The following is an 18,706-nucleotide window of genomic DNA, read 5'->3' on the forward strand; positions in this document are numbered from 1 at the left end:
TATGCTTCCATTAGTCGTTTAAAGGACGATAAATAAGTTGTCGCTCAGGATACACGTGATCAGCTAGTTCACGCAAAATTCCAGCGGTAGCGCCCCAGATGTTTCTTTGCTGATACGGGATAAAGTATACCTGATCGTATATGAAACGCCTTAATCGGTATACAAAATGTTTGTTTTGATGCAAGACTTCACGTAAGGGGACGGTGAAGATTTCAGCAACTTCGCGATGATCACGTTGCAATGGCTGACTTGGATTAATGAGCACCACATAAGGTCGAATTAGAAAATTACTGATGACCGGATAATCATGAAGTTGTCCCACTAGCGTTATATCTTCTGGTAATAAACCAATTTCTTCTTGGGCTTCACGCACTGCTGTGGCGTATAAATCTGCATCATGCGGCTCTTGGCGTCCGCCTGGGAAACTGATTTGGCCGGCATGATGACGTAATTGTGCACTACGCTGAGTCAGTATCACATGTAACTCACCCTGTTGCTCAAATAACGCTACTAATACCGCCGCAGGGCGCAAGCGCTTAATCAACGGGCGCTGAATAAAGGGGGCCGGATGCAGTTGAAAGCGGCGCAAGAATTCATCGCGAGTCATGACGAATTTGACCCAAACTGTTGACTGAGCACAGGGATAATGCGGGCGACTTTATCAAATGTTTCTTGATATTCACTGGCGCAATCTGAATCCGCTACAAGACCTCCGCCGGCCCAACAGTGCACAGCACCTTGTTTATCATCTGTGCGAGTAGCTACTAAGGTTCGAATAGCGATACTTGTATCGGCACGGCCGTGCTGTGAGAAGTAACCAAAACTTCCACAATAATAGCTACGACGGTGTGGCTCGAGTTCATCAATAATTTCCATTGCCCGAATTTTAGGTGCACCGGTAATCGAGCCACCAGGAAAACAAGCCGCGAGTAACTGGATATTTTCATCGGTTGAACTTAATTTGCCGACAACCGTGCTCACGAGGTGGTGGACTGCTGGATAAGATTCAATGGCAAATAGTTTTGGTACTTTCACTGAGTTTGGTAAACATAAGCGGCTCAAATCATTTCGTAATAAGTCGACAATCATGACGTTTTCGGCGCGGTCTTTACTTGAGCATTGTAAGGCTTCAGCAAGCTGACGATCTTGTTCTGCATCGGCCGCGCGTGGACGTGTACCTTTAATCGGCTTGGTTTCGACGTGGCCATGTTCATCAATAGCAAGAAATCGCTCTGGAGATAGTGATAATAGCGAGCCCTGTTCAAGCTGCATAAAAGCCGAGAAGGGGGCGTTGTTGTGCTGTCGAAGTAACTCGTAGGCTTGCCATGTATCGCCTTCGTATAAACTGGTAAATCGTTGGGCAAGATTAATCTGATAACAATCGCCAGCGCGCAAATAACTTTGGACACGCGCGAAATTATCGGCGTAATCAACAGCAGACATATTGCTTTGCCATGATGTCATTAGCCGAAATGGTAATTGGTTGGGTGACTGCGGCGACGGGGATAACCAGAACTGTTTTACTGTCTCAAGTTCTTCTTGCGGCGCCAAAAGCCACGTTTCGCCCGACTGACGATGACGCATCAGTGCCTGCGTATAGAGCCCAACACTTAATTCAGGCAGTGTGATGTCTGCTCGTGCCTCAGATGGCAAGGTTTCTAATGCGCGCCCGGCATCATAGCTCCAAGCACCGGCTAATCCGCCTTGAAATGGCAGTTCACTTGGCCCTTGGTAGGTAGGGAGTGTGGCTAACGCATCTTCAAGTACACGTGGCCAATTTGCGCCTGCTGTTATGATTTGTTGAGGTTGACGGAAGATAAAATCCCATTGACCCGCAGCATGCTCACAGCTATCTAGAAATAGCGCCATAGGTTCATCTTTGCAGCGCCGAAATAGTTCGACAAAAGAATCGGAAATGGTTAATTGAACTGCTTGTAAGGGCACAACATTCTCTCCGTTGCTAATATGCGCACCAGCATACCATAATCTGCTTAGCGGAAGCGTTAACGAAACTAGTCAGCCAGCCGACAAAACGCTATGATAGCGTCAACTTTACGTTACCCCTTGAAATTCGAACCAAGCTAAGTTCCGAGGTATTCATGGCCACAATTCGTCAGGCAGATTTTATCGAGAGTATTGCTGATGCTCTACAGTACATTTCGTACTACCACCCATTCGATTTTGTTCAAGCTCTTGAGAAGGCTTATCACCGCGAGCAGAGCGAAGCGGCAAAAAATGCGATTGCCCAAGTTCTAACCAATTCGCGTATGTCAGCGCAAGGGCATCGTCCAATTTGCCAAGATACCGGTATTGTGACCTGCTTCGTAAAAGTGGGAATGGGTGTGCAATGGGATAAAACTGACTTGACGGTACAGCAGATGGTGGATGAAGGCACTCGACGCGCCTACACCAACCCAGAAAACCCATTGCGCGCATCCATTGTTGCTGACCCAGCTGGCGCGCGTAAAAACACTGGCGATAACACACCAGCGGTTGTGCATATCGATATGGTGCCAGGTGATAAGGTTGAGGTAATGATTGCAGCCAAAGGTGGCGGCTCTGAAAATAAATCAAAAATGGTCATGCTCAATCCAAGCGATAATATTGCTGATTGGGTGGTTGAAACCATGCCCAAATTGGGCGCTGGTTGGTGCCCGCCAGGCATGATCGGTTTAGGCATTGGTGGTACTGCGGAAAAGTCTGCGGTGTTGGCCAAAGAAGCATTAATGGATCCCGTCGATATTCAAGAACTGCTTGACCGTGGCCCTGAAAACGCTGACGAAGAATTACGCTTAGAAATTTATCATCGAGTGAACAAGTTAGGTATTGGTGCACAAGGCTTAGGTGGTGTCACCACCGTGATGGATGTGAAAATTAAAACTGCACCAACGCACGCCGCATCAAAGCCGGTGACGCTAATTCCTAACTGCGCAGCTACCCGTCATGCGCATTTTGTGCTCGATGGTTCAGGCCCTGCAGATTTGCAGCCGCCAAAGTTAGAAGATTGGCCGGATATTACGTTTGAATTGGGTGACGATGCGCGCCGCGTAAACTTGGATACCGTGACGCAAGCGGATATTGAGACTTGGAAAACCGGTGAAACGGTTCTGTTATCCGGCAAAATGCTTACCGGTCGCGATGCTGCGCATAAGCGGATTAAAGATATGCTCGATCGCGGTGAAAAACTGCCGGTAGATTTTACTAATAAATTCATTTACTACGTTGGTCCAGTTGATCCGGTCGGCGATGAAGTTGTTGGCCCTGCGGGCCCAACAACAGCAACGCGGATGGATAAATTTACCGACTTGATGCTCGATAAAACCGGCATCTTAGGCATGATCGGTAAAGCCGAGCGCGGTCCAGCAACAGTCGAAAGCATTAAGCAACATAAAGCGGTTTATTTGATGGCCGTTGGCGGAGCTGCTTATCTTGTTGCGAAAGCAATTAAGAAGGCGCGTGTTGTGGCGTTCGAAGATCTCGGTATGGAAGCCATCTACGAATTTGAAGTAGAAGACATGCCGGTGACTGTGGCAGTTGATAGTACTGGTGAGAATGCGCATGAGACCGGTCCTGCTATTTGGCGTGTGAAACTGGAAGCCGCTGATGCTTAATCTCGAGCTATGGCAACTTATTGCAGCCGTTGCTTCGGCTGCAACGATTGTTGGGCTGGTGGTGTGGTTAGTTCTTGCGCCGCGGAATAAATCGCTGCAACAGGAAGCTTTGCAACAGCAAAGCTTCCTTGAAAACCAACTGCAACAGCTACGAGAGCAAAACGAGCAGTTGCAAGTTAGTTATGAACAGCGGCTGGCGCAGCGTGAGCAACAATTACAGCAAGTTCAGCAGCAACGGAGTGATTTACAAGCCGAGCTAGCCGGCGTTCGTGCTGATTTAAGTGCAAAGCTGCAAGGCGCTGAAGAAAAGCAAAAATTGTTGGAGGCTAGTGAAGAACGTTTGAAGAAAGAGTTTGAACGTTTAGCGCAGCAAATTTTCGAGCAAAAATCAGAGCGCCTGCAGGCGAACAGTAAGCAAACTCTAGAAACAACTTTAGCGCCGTTCAAACAGCAGTTGGAAGCATTCAAGAATCAGGTTACTCAGCAATATACTGAAGAGCTGAAACAGCGTTCTGAACTAACTGCTCAGGTGAACTCGTTACGTGATTTGAATAAGCAAATGGCGGCGGAAGCCGAAGCATTAACTCGAGCTCTAAAGGGTGATACGAAGGCGCAAGGTACTTGGGGTGAAGTTGTACTCGAACGAATTTTGAAGCAATCAGGTTTAACTGAGGGAAATGAATACCATACCCAGTCACATCATAAAGACGACGATGGAAAAACCTTTAAACCGGACGTGGTTGTTCACCTACCAAACGACAAAGATGTCGTGATTGATTCAAAGGTTTCATTAGTCGCTTATGAGCGTTATTTTAACAGCGATAATGACACTGAACGTGACCAAGCACTGACTGAGCACGTCAACTCTTTACGTAACCATATCAAAGGGCTAGGTAAAAAGAATTATCAACAGCTGGACAGCGTACGTACGCTTGATTATGTATTGATGTTCATCCCTATTGAACCAGCGTTTTTGCTTGCCGTTGATCGTGACCCCGAGTTGATTAGATTGGCATTAGACAACAACATCATGCTTGTCAGCCCAACCAATCTGTTGGTTGCATTGCGCACAGTGAACAATATTTGGCAGTACGAATACCAGAATCAAAATGCGCAAGTCATTGCCACTGAAGCAGCAAAATTGTACGACAAGTTTGTCGGCTTTATTGACGATATGCAGAAGATTGGCAACGCCATTGATAGCGTACGCAAACACTATGATGGCGCTATGAACAAGCTTTCAACGGGGCGTGGCAATTTGGTTGGACGTGTTGAAAACTTCCGTAAACTTGGGGTTCAAACATCGAAGCAAATTGATAATAAGTTGCTTAACGATGGCGACACTGACGACGCTGATAACGATTAAAGAACGCGCACAAGTTAATTGTGCGCAACTTTGATAATTTCAATGCGCTGCTGACCTCGTGGGCTATCCCAATCGATCTGTTGCCCTTCTGATAAACCAAGGATAGCCGCTCCGATTGGTGCGAATACCGAAATTCCCTCATCTATCTGGCTCACATCAGACGGTAAACACAACACTTTGGTAAAGGTTGCTCCTGTAGCAATTATCTTAAAGGTTACCTTACTACCTAGCGCAACAACATTCGCTGGTAATGCATCATTCGCTACAACGTTTGCACGAGCTAGCTCACCCTCTAATTCATCTGCACAGTCAGGTAAAGGCTTTGTTGTCGCCAACAATGACTCAATTTGACCGAGATCTTTTTTCGTAATCATAATTTCAGGTTGTTGATTCATATCACATACTCTCTTAAACAAATTAGTGGCGATGTCGTCAATCTGACTTATTCGTAACAACTCATTCGTTACAACATAGCTACCAGCAAGCATCATGCTAAGTAGGCGTTAAACTATAGGAAATTTTATGGTTAATTCTGTACGTTTTGGAGATTCAGCCATGCGCGCCGGACGTATCCGATTACGCCCGGCTCAAATAGGTAAGGTAAGTGTTGTAACGGTATGTTGCGCGTTGCGTAGCGCAAAATAATGGTTCATGATTTTCCTCGAAACAATGTCACTTAATCATAGTGTCAGAAAATTTAAAGGCAAGTAAAAAAGCCTCGCCACTAAATGAGTGGCGAGGCTTTTATTCTAGACAACGCAAGAGAGTCTTTAACGTTGTACGGTACCCCATAAATCGTACTCATCGGCGTGCTCAATTAACACATCGACCTGATCGCCCGGTTGCACATCAAACTCACCATTTAAATACACTAAGCCATCAATTTCCGGCGCATCGGCATAACTACGACCAATTGCACCTTCTTCATCAACTTCATCAATTAATACGCTCAGTGTACGACCAATCTTCGCCTGTAGGCGTGCTGCGCTAATTTCTTGTTGAACTTCCATAAAGCGTGCATAACGTTGCTGCTTCACTTCTTCCGGAACTGGGTCAGGCAATTCATTGGCTTTGGCACCTTCAACATCGGAATAGGTAAAGCAACCAACGCGATCGAGTTGTGCATCGCGTAAAAATTGCAATAACTCTTCAAATTCTTCTTCAGTTTCTCCGGGGAAACCTACAATGAAAGTACTGCGAATGGTTAGATCTGGACAGATTTCGCGCCATTTGCGAATACGCTCTAACGTGCGATCAGCCGAACCTGGACGCTTCATTAGCTTCAAAATACGCTTATTGGCATGTTGTAGAGGAATATCCAAGTACGGCAGTAGTTTACCTTGTGCCATTAATGGAATCACGTCATCTACGCTTGGGTATGGGTATACGTAATGTAGACGAACCCAAATTCCTAGTTGCCCAAGAGCTTCGCATAGCGCGAGCATACTGGTTTTAACTGGTTGACCTTCCCAGAACCCGGTTTTGTGTTTCACATCGACACCATAAGCGCTGGTGTCTTGTGAAATGACCAGTAACTCTTTAACGCCTGCATTAGCAAGACGTTGTGCCTCGCTTAATACATCGCCGATAGGTCGGCTGACAAGATCACCGCGCATGCTTGGAATAATGCAAAATGTACAGCGGTGGTTACAGCCTTCAGAAATTTTTAAGTACGCAAAATGGCGCGGGGTTAGTTTCACCCCTGTTTCAGGTACGAGGTTCTCAAAAGGGATCTGCGCCGGTTTGGGTACGTATTGATGAACGTGACCCATAACTTCCTCATACGCGTGAGGACCAGTGATGGCAAGCACATTCGGGTGCACTTCCCGAATTTCATCGTCTTTTGCGCCAAGACAGCCGGTGACAATCACCTTGCCATTTTCGTTAAGCGCTTCACCAATAGCATCGAGTGATTCTTGCACTGCAGAATCAATAAAGCCACAGGTATTCACAATGACCATGTCAGCGTTATCGTAACTATTTACAATGTCGTAACCTTCGGTACGAAGCTGGGTGAGAATTCGTTCGGAGTCGACTAGGTTTTTCGGGCAGCCTAAGCTGACAAAGCCAATTCGTGCAGTAGCTTCATTGGATGCAACGGAAGTAGGCTGGAATTTTTCAACGGTCATGGTGCGCTCAATTAGTTACAAATAAACAATCGAGCGCAATTATATCATGGTTATTTTAACTGGTACTAATTGCTACTGGCACTAGTTTCAAGCCAAAGCCCTTGTGCTTGATTGAAGTGAGGGTTGTTTTGCACTTCGGGAATAACCTCGTTGATGCGTCGCACTGTTTCGTCGCCCCAAGCATTCTTGGTGCAAGCAACAGCTCCAACGATGACGTCGTTGGCTAGCTGAGAGATCGGAATAAATGCTAAAGAACGACCTTCGGTCTCTTCATAAAATCGCTCTACCATTGGGTAATCGATTGTAAAATCCAAACGTTTACTAAGTATCATCGACATCATGCTGGTATTTGCAGTATCCCCCGAAACATCGATGTGCTGCGTCGTACCAATGATATGTTCTTCGAGTAAGGGCTGTAATTTGCCATAAAGTCGGCCAACGGGTTGACCAAAACGATACATTCGATCTTGAAGTAAGCGCTCCAGATCAATGGGATTGCCATACTTCTCAGTGAGTTCAGAAACGAGACTGGGTCGAGTAATAATGCCGTGCGTAGGGTAATTGTGGGTTGGTTCTGAAAAAGCAATGAGCCTTTGCTCGTTAGCTCGATGAATCATACATGGAAAACAGATGTTTTTTTCCTGTTCCCACAACATACCAATTCGTAGCTGCGGTAAATATTCAATTTTATGATTGGTATTGGGCATCGCTTCAATAAATGCGTCGACTAACGCATCGCAAAGCCCTTGTTTGGCATAAGGCCCTGTCACGATGTGAAAGGGCGGAGCAATATTTGCGGCCCATACAATCTCGTGTGGTTCGGCCTTAGCTGAGTGGGGCCAAGCCCAACCCGCTAACATCATAATAAAACTGAGTAATAATCCTTTATATTTCATCTCAAAGTGCAACGTTCAATTATTGTTATAAAAATAATAGTCATTCCCGTTATTGATTACTAGACTCATTCATCGCAGATTGTATGTGATCCACCCACATTGCTGTTGCGCCACACACAGCAATTGGAATCATCATCAAATTAATCAATGGGATACTTGATAGCACAGCGACGATACAGCCAAATGACAAACTCTTACCAGAGCGTTGCCACAATTCATAGCGCATTGTTCTGAATGGAACTTTGTGATTGTCAAAAGGGTAGTCGGCATATTGAATAGTCATCATCCAACCGCCAAATAGGAACCACAAAATTTGCCCTAAAATAGGCACAAAAAGCAGTAATAGACCAAAGCCGATGAGGCGTGGAAGAAAATAAAGAATTTTTTGAAATTCACGCATGATAATTCTGGGAATGTCTCGAATCATTCCGGCAACGCCACCATCAATAGGCCCCTTGCCAGTAAGCTTAAGTTCAACTTGTTCAGCGAGCAGACTATTGAATGGCGATGCAATGATGTTGGCGACACTAGTAAAGGTCAGTGCAAAAATTAATACAATGCCAATCACAATTAGGGGCCATAGAATGACTTCCAGCCAGTATAAATAGCTTGGTAACCATGCCATTAATTTTTCAACACCGATTGTGGTGTAATGAAATGTTGCGTAAATAGCGACGCTAAAGAGAAGAATATTGATAGTCAGTGGAATAAGTACGTAGCGGCGCAGTCCTTTTTGAAAGGCAAGCTCAAACCCTCGCTGAATATAACTACCGCCAAATTCGCTATAGACTTGCATGATGATTCCTTAATCAATCGAATGATTTTTTGCTACGTTGACTGGTTATCAAACAGTTTACCAACGTAGATGGATTGATTATAACCTGCGAAACGATTACTAATTTCTTGAAAATGTAAGCGTTAGTTAATCATTCTAGAACGTGTAAAGCTATTACAAAATTGCGGATTATCTGCTAATGTCGATGCGATGTTTAAACACGGGATGTTTCTTCTTTTTGGTAGCGAAATGACAACGATTATAAATGCGCCTAAAACATATTAAACTGGTTGGTTTTAAGTCGTTTGTAGACCCCACCAAGGTTCCATTTCCACATCAGATGACGTGCGTAGTTGGGCCTAATGGTTGTGGCAAATCAAACGTCATAGATGCGGTTCGCTGGGTTCTAGGAGAGAGCTCGGCGAAAAATCTGCGTGGCGATGCCATGACGGATGTCATATTCAATGGCTCAAGCTCTCGCAAACCGGTCTCTCAAGCAAGTGTCGAACTGGTATTCGACAATGCATCGGGGCGTATTCAGGGCGAGTATGCAAATTATGCGGAGATTTCAGTCAAGCGCTTGGTTACCCGCGATGGCCGTTCAGATTATTTCCTCAACAACAGTAAATGCCGTCGTCGTGATATCACCGATTTATTCTTAGGAACCGGCCTCGGCCCGCGTAGTTATGCCATTATCGAACAAGGTATGATTTCGCGACTCATTGAATCTAAGCCACAAGAGCTGCGAATTTTTATTGAAGAGGCGGCGGGCATTTCGAAGTATAAAGAACGTCGGCGCGAAACCGAAAATCGCATGCAACACACCCGCGATAACCTTGATCGCTTAAATGATGTTCGTGATGAGTTAGGTAGCCAACTCGACAAACTGCAGCGACAAGCTGCCGCGGCACGGCGGTATAAAGACCTCAAAGCACAAGAACGAAAATACAAAGCTGAGTTGCAAGCGTTGCGATGGCTAGCACAAGAACAACAAGCTGAACAAATTCGAGCGACGATTCGTGAGCAAGAAACGGAGCTTGAACGTTGGTTAGCTGAGCAACGCGGTAGTGAGCGCGGTACACTAGAACTGCGTGAGCAAGCCGAAGAAACCAAACAAAAATTAGATGCTATTCAACAGCAGTTCTATCAGCTTGGTAATGACATCACTCGTCATGAACATGAGTTGCAGGGGGTGCGTCAGCAGCAACAGCAGCGCGAGCAACGTCGACACCAGCTGCAGGCAGAGCTAACCCAGCTCGAACAGACGTTACAAGATGATAAAACGCAGTGGCAGGAACTTGAACAGCAGCGCGAGGAACTTGCACCAGAAGTGGAATTGGCTGAGCAACAGCTGCAAGAAACTCAAGCTCGACTCGAATTAGAAGAGCAGGCGTGGTTGCAGTGGCAGGATGACTATCAAATCCATTTAAATGAATTGCAGCGCCAGCGCGACCAGCAGCAACAAGTGCAACTGCAACAGCAACGCGTGGATCATCAGATACAACGTCACCAAGATGAATTACAGCGTACCACCGCCGAATTAATCGAGCTGCAGCAACAGCTTGCCGAAGTTTCGGATACTAAATTACAACAACAAACGGACGAATTATCGTTTACCCGCGAAGAACTCCAGGAGCAATTGCGCGAAACAGATGCAAGGATCGCCGCTACCGTCGCCAATATCGAACAGCTTAACGTTCAACGAGATCAGCTCCAAAGTACACAGCAACAATTGATAGGGCGGCAAAGCTCGCTTGAGCATTTACTTCAAGCAGCGCAAGCGGAGGATTGGCCAACGGCTGTTCGCCAGTGGCTGCTAGAGCAAGGCATTGAGCCACTAGGGCAAGTACGTGAGCTGTTTCAAGTTAATGCAGACTGGCAGTTAGCATCTGAACAGGTCGTGGGCGACTGGCTCGACGCTTGGGTATTGAAAGACCGCCCACAGCATTGGCCCAACCATTTGGGCGCCAAGCTTGTTGTATTACAGAATGAGAAAGTTAATCAAGGCAGTCTAGCTGAACAAGTTTCGGGGCCGCTACGACACTGGCAGATACTCAATCAGATCAGCTGCTCTGGCGATACCAATGCGGCGGCTGATGTGTCCTCTGTCGCAATGATTAATCAGTTAGGACAGCGCTGGTCTATTGCTGGTTATCAAGCACCGCAAGTAGCGGCCGAAAATAGCCAGATTGCGCAGCAACAAGAGTTACAGACCGTCGTTGTTGAGTTAGACAAACTTGAACAGCAACTCATGGCGGTAAATGAAACGCTAGCACAAGCGAAGTCAACAAATGCCGAATTACAGCAGTTACGTGAGCAGCAGCGTGAACAGTTAAGTGAAATTCAAGGGCAGTTGCTTAGTTGTACAGAGAAGCTTCAGTGGCAACAGCGGCAACGCGATATCGTGGTTGGTAAGCAGCACGACCTTGAAGAGCGACAAGTCGTGTTAAAACAGAAGCTTGAAGAACTTCAGGTTGAACTGCAAGAATTGTCGGAGCAACATGAGTTGTTGCATGAGCCGCAGCAGCATAGCGAAGACGGGGATTGGCAAGAGCGTCGCGCTCAACTTCAAGCCGCTCGCCAGCAAGCCCAGAATGCGTTAAACGTGGCGCAAAAGACGCATCAGGAGTTAATGTTACAAGCTCAGCAAATTGAGTCTCAACGACATCATTTGCAAACGCTGATGAGTCGAATCGAAGCCCAGCAACAGCAAACTCAAGAGCAACTCAAAATGATAGGCGAACCTGACGTTGATAGTCAGGAGCAATTGGAAATGTTGGCGTTACAACTCGAAGAGCTTATTCAACGGCGAGAACAAGTCGATGAAGAGCGTCGAGAATGGGCGAATCGTCTCAGTGAGCAAGAGGCACAAATTCGAGAAATTAGTTCCGGTGCACAAGGGGTGCAAGGGCAAATTGAGAAAGTACGCGCTAAACTGCAAAGTAGCCAAATGGAATTAGCAGCGTTACAGGAACGCACGCGCAACGTATTGGCTGTGCTTCAAGAAATGCAGCAACCGTTAAAACCGGTACTCGAGCAGCTATCAGAAGAAGCTGATGAAAAAGCTTGGCAAGCAGAACTTGAGCGTTTACAGAACTCGATTCAACGTTTGGGTGCCATTAACTTAGCTGCCATTGAAGAAGCAGAAGTTCTGGCAGAGCGAAAAGAATATTTAGATCAACAACATGAAGATTTATCATCGTCTTTAGAAACGCTTGAAACCGCAATTCGTAAAATTGATAAAGAAACGCGCCAGCGTTTTCGAGCAACCTATGATGCGGTAAATAGTGGTTTACAGGAGCTATTTCCAAAAGTGTTTGGCGGCGGCAGTGCTTATCTCGAATTAACCGACGATGATTTGCTCGAAACCGGTGTCACGATTATGGCGCGACCACCCGGAAAGAAAAACAGCACAATTCATTTGCTTTCGGGTGGTGAAAAAGCATTAACAGCTTTATCATTAGTTTTTGCAATTTTTAGATTGAATCCAGCGCCGTTCTGTTTACTTGATGAAGTGGATGCGCCTCTGGATGATGCCAACGTTGGGCGTTTCTGTCGACTCGTCGAAGAAATGTCGGCGACGGTTCAATTTATTTATATCAGTCATAATAAGGTGGCGATGGAGATGGCGTCGCATTTGGCTGGGGTTACCATGCAAGAAGCCGGCGTATCACGGCTAGTCGCAGTGGATATAGACGAAGCCGTGGCGCTCACAGAAGCGTCCTAATATAAAAACGAATAAGCAAGTGAGTAGCATGTTATGAGTACGATGCAGATTGTGTTTAGTATCATCGGATTAGTGCTAATTGCCGCAATTGTGGGGCATGGTGTGTGGACGATTCGCCGTAATGAAAAGCTTCAACGTGAGCGCGCGGCAGCCGTTGAACAAAAACGCCAGCGGGCAAGTGCAGGTGATTTTGATGATGATGGTATTGGCGAAGTACGGGTTGTTAAACGCACGGCGGGTACTTCAGCTGAGAGCGGTACATCCATCAACAAGCCTGAGCGGCGCAGCGATGCCTCGGAGACTGAAAAACCGATAACACCAAAACAAGAGCGCCCGCAATCTGCAACTCCAACAATACGTGCCACCGAAGACGATGGCGAGTTAGATTTGCCTGAAGTCAATGTCGAAGCGGAGGAGGTTCACGCACGTTCATCAACATCGAAGACTGAACCGAAACCAGCACCGAAGAAAGCAGAAAAGGCCGAAACAAGCCCGCAGCCAGCGCAGCAAAGTATGGATTTGCCGCTTGAGCGCAATGATGACGAACCGATTATTACCGAAGAACCTGAAGAGGTTATCGTATTGCACGTAACGGGTAATATTGAAGGGGCAATCTTATTACAGCAAATGACCGAACTTGGCTTTAAGTTTGGTGACTTTGATATTTTCCATCGCCATGTTGATACGGCTGGCAATGGCCCTGTACTTTTTAGTCTAGCGAACATGTTTAACCCAGGCAGCTTCAATATCGATACCATCGAAACATTTCATACAGAAGGTGTCGCATTATTTTTGGCGTTGCCGATTAAAAGTAACTCATTGCAGGCCTTTAACATGATGCACAACGCCGCGGTGAAACTGGCCGCGGCGGTAGGTCGCGGTCAAGTACTTGACGAACATCGCAATCCTTTAACGCGGCAGGCCTTGCAGCACATTCATCAGCGTATCCGCGAGTTCGAACGTAAACGTCTAATTAAGCAAAACTAGTCATGACCAAAGATTTATTTGATGATGCGTCGCAAGCGTCGCCAGAACAAGAGCGGCGTGCCGCTTATTTACGTGACCTCTTAACTCGCTATAACCGTGAATACTACGAGCTTGATGAGCCCTCAGTGCCCGATGCAGAATATGATCGGTTGTTCCGAGAGCTGCAGCAATTAGAGCAGGATTATCCAGAGTTATGGCATCCCGATTCACCCACGCAAAAAGTCGGTGGGCAGGCATTAGATGCTTTTACTCAGGTTGAACATGAAACACCGATGTTGAGCCTTGATAACGCATTTTCAGAAGAAGAGTTTAATGCGTTTGTAAAAAAAATTACTGAGCGCCTTGATAGCGCCAATGATATTGCATTTTGTTGCGAGCCTAAGCTAGATGGTGCTGCGGTTAGTCTCCTTTATGAGAAGGGTGTGCTGGTTCGTGCTGCCACGCGCGGTGACGGACAAACTGGTGAAGATATTACCGCCAACGTACGCACGATTCGAAATGTTCCTTTGCAACTTGTAGAAGACTTTCCGGTGCGGCTCGAAGTGCGTGGCGAAGTGTTCATGCCAACCCATGCCTTCGAACAATACAATCAAAAGGCCGCTGCCGCTGGCGAGAAAACATTTGCCAATCCACGTAATGCTGCGGCCGGCAGCTTGCGCCAACTCGATAGTCGTATTACCGCCCGTCGACCGTTGCATTTTTATGCATATAGCATGGGTGTCGTTAGTGAAGATTCTGAGTTAGCTCCAACGCACTTTGAGCGTTTACAGCAATTACAGCGTTGGGGGTTGCCAATTAGTGAGGAAATTACGGTCGTTGAAAAGGCCACAGGATGTTACACCTACTATCAGGATATTCTGCAGCGCCGTGAAAATTTGCGCTACGAAATAGATGGCATTGTGCTCAAGGTAAACTCGATTGCTTTGCAAAATGATTTAGGTTTTGTATCGCGAGCGCCGAGATGGGCAATCGCATGGAAATTCCCAGCTCAAGAAGAACTAACCATTATTCGGGGCGTTGATTTTCAAGTAGGACGTACCGGCGCAATTACGCCAGTCGCTCGCTTGGAACCAGTGGCTGTGGGCGGGGTGACCGTTTCAAATGCAACGTTGCATAACGCTGATGAAATAGCGCGGCTCGACATTCGTATCGGCGATACAGTGATTATTCGCCGCGCCGGTGATGTAATTCCGCAAGTTGTTCAGGTGGTTCATGAACGCCGTCCTGAACATGCCGAGTTAATTGTATTTCCGCAACATTGTCCCGTATGTGAGTCGCATATCGAACGCGCCGAAGGTGAGGCCGTGGCTCGTTGTACTGGAGGACTTATCTGTGCAGCCCAACGTCGTGAGGCGTTAAAACACTTTGCATCACGTAAGGCGATAGATATCGATGGGTTAGGTGACAAATTAATTGAACAATTGGTAGAACGTGACTGGGTTAAGTCGCCCGCAGATTTATATCGCCTTCGTGTACGTGAGCTGGCTCACTTGCCGCGGATGGGGGAAAAATCTGCTGAAAAAATAGTTGCTGCTATCGGTGCAAGTAAACAAACAACATTACCGCGCTTTTTATACGCTCTCGGCATACGAGAAGTTGGCGAAGCTACGGCGGCTAACTTAGCAACTCACTTTAGTGAGTTATCCCTTATCGCTGAGGCCACACTCGAGCAGCTAGAGCAAGTTAATGATGTCGGAGCGATAGTTGCTAGTCATATATATCAGTTTTTCCGAGAGCCGCATAATCAGCAAGTCATTGACGAGTTAATTGAGCTTGGAATTCAATGGCCTGCGGTTGAAAAACTTGCCGAAAGTGAAGCGACATTGTCCGGAAATACTTATGTTTTAACAGGTACGTTAACGCAAATGACGCGCGATGAGGCGAAACAAGCACTGCAAGCGAGAGGGGCAAAAGTTTCGGGAAGTGTGTCGGCAAAAACAACAGCGGTTATTGCTGGTGATAATGCGGGTTCTAAACTAACGAAAGCGGAGCAACTGGGCGTGACAATTTTGAGTGAGGCCGATTTAATCGACCTCCTCAAGTAATTCTTAAGACTGTGTATTGAGCCGGGTTACATCGACATATAACTTGAGTTGTTGACCCGGTTGCAAATAATTACTACGGCTAATTTGGTTCCACTTCTCAATATCATTAATTGTGACATTGAATCTCGATGCGATACGAGCAAGCGAATCGCCGGAACGAACTTTATAATTGAGACTGCGAACCACACCAGATGGCTTTTCGGATTGCGGTAACCAGACGACAAGTTTTCTTCCCGGCCGCAACGGATCGGTCGGTGCCATGCCATTCCAGCTTGCTAATTTACGTAAGTTGACATTGTACTCTCGGCTAATATCCCAAAGCGTGTCGCCACGTACAACTTCGTGTTCAACTTTGTAAGCACCTCGAGACTGTGACTGTTTGGTCACTAATCGTTGGTCTGCAGATAAGCTGTAATCATCGAGATCACGGGTAGCAACCGGCACGAGTAAATGATCGCCAGCGCGAATGATATGCCCTGAAATATTGTTAGCCTGCTGAATCGCTTTCGCTGTGGTGTGGTATTGCTTGGCGATAACGAGCAAACTTTCGCCAGATTTCACTTTATGACGTGTCCACTGAACAAGGTCTTTGTTATCTGCCGTTGTTAACCACGCTTGCAGTTTCTCGGCATGCTCAATCGGAAGTAATAACCGATGAGGACCAATTGGGTCGGTCGCCCAGCGGTTATACGCCGAGTTGTAATGATGTAACGTGTCTAAGTCGAGCTCAGCCATTTCCGCTGCTTTTGCTAAATCGATTTGGCTTTGCGCTTCAACTATCGCTAGATACGGTTTATTGTCGATAGGGAGCCAGTGCTGCGCATAGTCATCGTAGTTTTTCAATATATCGGCTAATGCAAGCAATTTAGGCACATAGGCTCGGGTTTCGCGCGGTAAATCGAGCGACCAAAAATCGGTTGGTTTGCCTGCTCGTTTATTCTTACGAATGGCGTTAGCAACGCGACCTTCGCCTGAGTTATAAGCTGCGAGTGCATGCAGCCAGTCGCCGTCAAAACGTTTTTGCAGTGCATCCAAATAATCCAGCGCCGCATGGGGCGCTGCGTAAACATCGCGGCGTCCGTCATACCACCAGTTGATCTCGAGGCCATAATGGCGTGCTGTTCCGGGTATAAATTGCCAAACACCTGCGGCACGACCGTGAGAGTATGCGAACGGGTCAAACGCACTCTCGACTATCGGTAACAATGCCAATTCGAGGGGCATGTTACGTCGCTCTATTTCGTCAACAATTAAATACATAAAAGGTTGTGCGCGCTTAGCTACCCGTTCCATGTACGTTGGATTATTGAGATACCAGTTACGTTGACTGACGAGGCGCGGAACTTCTGGCGCTTCGAATGTAAGCTGCCGTTTAATTCGTAACCACAAATCAGCTTCTTGTTGCGGCGTTAATTCAACCTCGGCCACTTCGCTAATAGTTTCTTGCTTCGTTTCGGAATCTTCATCAACCGGCGATGCAACGGGCACTTCCGGTATTGTTTGTACGGCTACATCGACCGCTTCCGATTCATTTTGCCACGGAAAAGAAGAGCAACCACTGAGAATGCTTGAAGATATTGCGATAGCTAACCATTTTTTCATGTAATCATTCCAAAACTCTAAATTGCTGGCAGTTTACGGGATTAGAACTGGTCTTTCCACTGTCGTAATCGAGCAAAATGGTCAACCGTTGTTGCCCGCAAGAACGGATTAATCTGTTTTTCGAGGCCAATTGTGCTGGGTAATGTCTTTAACCCATGTTCACGTAATGCCTTCACCTGCTCGCTATATTGCTGGATTTCCTGGTTTTCAGGTTCGGCAGCAAGAGCAAACTCGAGGTTTGCGGCAGTATACTCATGAGCACAATAGACGTTGGTTGAGTCGGGGAGTTCAGCTAAGCACTGTAAAGATTTGTGAAACTGTTCAGGAGTACCTTCAAACATGCGTCCACAACCAGCTGAGAACAATGTATCTCCGACAAAAGCATGGCCAGGGGTATAGAAACAGATATGGTCGAGGGTATGTCCAGGGGTGCTAAATACGGTGTATTCGCGATCGTCCCCAGCAACTGAAAATCGGTCAAGGTGGTCTAATGGATGAGAGACTCCCTGAATATGTCCGCCCTTAGGTCCATAAACCGGAACTCGATGATCTTTTAATAGATCGATTAAGCCGTTGGTATGATCCCAATGATGGTGGGTAATAAAGAACGCCATAATCCCTACATCGTGGCCACGTAACCAATCGCGTACAGGCTCAGCTTCGCCTGGGTCAACAATAATCGCGTCAGCACCAGTGTATGGCTGAATTGCCCAAATGTAGTTATCATCAAAGGCAGGAATGGCCGCTACATGCATGAAGTCACCTAAAAGTTAAATGGGTATTAACACTTTATAGGTGCAGATTATAAAGGGGGCAAGCAATGATGTTAATGCCAGCACGTCGGGCGAGCGCCGCGACGGCTCCAACTAGTTGGTTGCAACTACCTCATGGTGAGTGGATGAGGGCGGAATTGAGTAAGGCATTGGCACCGCATTGTGCCAAGGTGTTTGGTTATTACTTTGCCCGCGTTGGGCAACTCGCCAAAAGCGTAGAGCTACCAGACTTGCGCGTTCAACATCAATTTTCAGCAGCTCTTACCGGGGAAGCTAATATCCGAACCGATCTTGAATACTGGCCATTTGCTGAGGGAGTACTTGATGCGATCATGATGATCGGTCAACTTGAATTTGAGCGAGATCCACACCAAGTACTAAGAGAGTTAAGTCGCAGTCTTATTGCAGATGGGCACATTATTTTAGCGGGCTTTAACCCACTCAGCCCAGCCATTATGACTGGTGTATGGCCAGCAAATGTAAAAAAGTTACCTTGGTGTGGGCGGTATTTTAGTAAAGCACGTATTAATGATTGGCTAGCTCTGTTAAATTTTGAAATTATTGATAGCGGTTATGTTGCACCAACGATGATGTTTTCGAAAACGGCTTCGGCGAGCGTAGGTTTAACGCATGTATCTCGATTCATTCCGCAAGTTGGTGCCATGTACTACATCGTCGCTAGAAAACGAGAGTTTCCGTTAACGGTGATTCGTCACAAGCAGCGAGCTAAGCCGCACGTGAATGCAGTACCGTTAGCGAACCGAATTAAATCACCTGATATGGAACCTAAATAGG

Annotated in this window: 14 protein-coding genes; 6 read left to right on the plus strand and 8 right to left on the minus strand. The window is 46.6% G+C overall.

Going from position 1 to position 18,706, the window contains the following annotated elements:
* Positions 1 to 10: 10 nt before the first annotated feature.
* On the minus strand, positions 11 to 607 hold the full coding sequence (locus tag CWI76_RS00635; RefSeq protein WP_126758460.1) for a CoA pyrophosphatase: 597 nt from the start codon (positions 605 to 607) through the stop codon (positions 11 to 13).
* Positions 604 to 1,944, minus strand: a complete 1,341-nt coding sequence (pabB, locus tag CWI76_RS00640; RefSeq protein ID WP_276567242.1) for an aminodeoxychorismate synthase component I — start codon at positions 1,942 to 1,944, stop codon at positions 604 to 606. Before pabB ends, CWI76_RS00635 begins: the two co-directional genes overlap by 4 nt.
* 155 nt (positions 1,945 to 2,099) lie before the next feature.
* Here pabB and CWI76_RS00645 point away from each other — a divergent pair, with 155 nt between their 5' ends.
* Together CWI76_RS00645 and rmuC are read left to right on the plus strand one after the other, a co-directional pair.
* Positions 2,100 to 3,611: a fumarate hydratase gene (locus tag CWI76_RS00645; RefSeq protein WP_126758462.1), complete on the plus strand. Its 1,512-nt coding sequence runs from the start codon at positions 2,100 to 2,102 to the stop codon at positions 3,609 to 3,611.
* Positions 3,604 to 4,977: a DNA recombination protein RmuC gene (gene rmuC, locus CWI76_RS00650; RefSeq protein WP_126758463.1), complete on the plus strand. Its 1,374-nt coding sequence runs from the start codon at positions 3,604 to 3,606 to the stop codon at positions 4,975 to 4,977. The genes CWI76_RS00645 and rmuC overlap by 8 nt, the downstream gene beginning before the upstream one ends.
* A gap of 14 nt (positions 4,978 to 4,991) precedes the next feature.
* On the opposite strand, the gene rnk is transcribed toward rmuC, so the two are convergent.
* From rnk to cysZ, 4 genes are all read right to left on the minus strand, one after another.
* Positions 4,992 to 5,372, minus strand: coding sequence for a nucleoside diphosphate kinase regulator (gene rnk, locus CWI76_RS00655; RefSeq protein ID WP_126758464.1), 381 nt, complete (start codon positions 5,370 to 5,372; stop codon positions 4,992 to 4,994).
* A 375-nt stretch (positions 5,373 to 5,747) separates the two neighbouring features.
* Positions 5,748 to 7,106 (minus strand): 30S ribosomal protein S12 methylthiotransferase RimO, encoded by a 1,359-nt coding sequence (gene rimO / locus CWI76_RS00660; protein WP_126758465.1) that lies wholly within the window; start codon positions 7,104 to 7,106, stop codon positions 5,748 to 5,750.
* Between the two features lie 65 nt (positions 7,107 to 7,171).
* Positions 7,172 to 8,002, minus strand: a complete 831-nt coding sequence (locus CWI76_RS00665; protein ID WP_126758466.1) for a hypothetical protein — start codon at positions 8,000 to 8,002, stop codon at positions 7,172 to 7,174.
* 49 nt (positions 8,003 to 8,051) lie between these two features.
* Positions 8,052 to 8,798 carry a sulfate transporter CysZ gene (gene cysZ / locus CWI76_RS00670; RefSeq protein ID WP_126758467.1) on the minus strand — a complete coding sequence of 249 codons (747 nt, stop codon included), beginning with the start codon at positions 8,796 to 8,798 and terminating at the stop codon, positions 8,052 to 8,054.
* A 244-nt stretch (positions 8,799 to 9,042) separates the two neighbouring features.
* On the opposite strand from cysZ, the gene smc reads away from it, so the two are divergent.
* From smc to ligA, 3 genes are read left to right on the plus strand one after another with little or no spacing between them, the layout of a single operon-like run.
* A complete protein-coding gene (gene smc / locus CWI76_RS00675) occupies positions 9,043 to 12,504 on the plus strand; it encodes a chromosome segregation protein SMC (RefSeq protein ID WP_126758468.1) in 3,462 nt (1,153 codons plus the stop codon).
* Positions 12,505 to 12,537: 33 nt separating this feature from the next.
* Positions 12,538 to 13,491: a cell division protein ZipA gene (zipA, locus tag CWI76_RS00680; RefSeq protein WP_126758469.1), complete on the plus strand. Its 954-nt coding sequence runs from the start codon at positions 12,538 to 12,540 to the stop codon at positions 13,489 to 13,491.
* Between the two features lie 2 nt (positions 13,492 to 13,493).
* The gene (gene ligA / locus CWI76_RS00685) at positions 13,494 to 15,536 is read left to right on the plus strand and encodes an NAD-dependent DNA ligase LigA (protein ID WP_126758470.1); all 2,043 of its coding nucleotides are present in this window, start codon (positions 13,494 to 13,496) and stop codon (positions 15,534 to 15,536) included.
* 3 nt (positions 15,537 to 15,539) lie between these two features.
* Here ligA and CWI76_RS00690 read toward each other — a convergent pair whose 3' ends face one another.
* A complete protein-coding gene (locus CWI76_RS00690; protein ID WP_126758471.1) occupies positions 15,540 to 17,138 on the minus strand; it encodes a LysM peptidoglycan-binding domain-containing protein in 1,599 nt (532 codons plus the stop codon).
* A 41-nt stretch (positions 17,139 to 17,179) separates the two neighbouring features.
* Positions 17,180 to 17,893, minus strand: a complete 714-nt coding sequence (gene gloB / locus CWI76_RS00695; protein WP_126758472.1) for a hydroxyacylglutathione hydrolase — start codon at positions 17,891 to 17,893, stop codon at positions 17,180 to 17,182.
* Between the two features lie 65 nt (positions 17,894 to 17,958).
* Between gloB and CWI76_RS00700 the strand changes: the two genes are divergently transcribed.
* On the plus strand, positions 17,959 to 18,705 hold the full coding sequence (locus CWI76_RS00700) for a methyltransferase domain-containing protein (protein ID WP_126758473.1): 747 nt from the start codon (positions 17,959 to 17,961) through the stop codon (positions 18,703 to 18,705).
* The last annotated feature ends 1 nt before the right edge of the window (position 18,706 follow it).

This window comes from Pseudidiomarina marina, assembly GCF_003987045.1.
GTDB lineage: Bacteria > Pseudomonadota > Gammaproteobacteria > Enterobacterales > Alteromonadaceae > Pseudidiomarina > Pseudidiomarina marina.

What these genes read in the sequence shown, in the direction of transcription:
- rimO (WP_126758465.1), bottom strand. Translation starts at nt 7,106, where the DNA reads ATGACCGTTGAAAAATTCCAGCCTACTTCCGTTGCATCCAATGAAGCT.
- smc (WP_126758468.1), top strand. Translation starts at nt 9,043, where the DNA reads ATGCGCCTAAAACATATTAAACTGGTTGGTTTTAAGTCGTTTGTAGAC.
- cysZ (WP_126758467.1), bottom strand. Translation starts at nt 8,798, where the DNA reads ATGCAAGTCTATAGCGAATTTGGCGGTAGTTATATTCAGCGAGGGTTT.
- gloB (WP_126758472.1), bottom strand. Translation starts at nt 17,893, where the DNA reads ATGCATGTAGCGGCCATTCCTGCCTTTGATGATAACTACATTTGGGCA.
- rmuC (WP_126758463.1), top strand. Translation starts at nt 3,604, where the DNA reads ATGCTTAATCTCGAGCTATGGCAACTTATTGCAGCCGTTGCTTCGGCT.
- rnk (WP_126758464.1), bottom strand. Translation starts at nt 5,372, where the DNA reads ATGAATCAACAACCTGAAATTATGATTACGAAAAAAGATCTCGGTCAA.
- CWI76_RS00665 (WP_126758466.1), bottom strand. Translation starts at nt 8,002, where the DNA reads ATGAAATATAAAGGATTATTACTCAGTTTTATTATGATGTTAGCGGGT.
- ligA (WP_126758470.1), top strand. Translation starts at nt 13,494, where the DNA reads ATGACCAAAGATTTATTTGATGATGCGTCGCAAGCGTCGCCAGAACAA.
- CWI76_RS00690 (WP_126758471.1), bottom strand. Translation starts at nt 17,138, where the DNA reads ATGAAAAAATGGTTAGCTATCGCAATATCTTCAAGCATTCTCAGTGGT.
- CWI76_RS00700 (WP_126758473.1), top strand. Translation starts at nt 17,959, where the DNA reads ATGATGTTAATGCCAGCACGTCGGGCGAGCGCCGCGACGGCTCCAACT.
- zipA (WP_126758469.1), top strand. Translation starts at nt 12,538, where the DNA reads ATGAGTACGATGCAGATTGTGTTTAGTATCATCGGATTAGTGCTAATT.
- CWI76_RS00635 (WP_126758460.1), bottom strand. Translation starts at nt 607, where the DNA reads ATGACTCGCGATGAATTCTTGCGCCGCTTTCAACTGCATCCGGCCCCC.
- CWI76_RS00645 (WP_126758462.1), top strand. Translation starts at nt 2,100, where the DNA reads ATGGCCACAATTCGTCAGGCAGATTTTATCGAGAGTATTGCTGATGCT.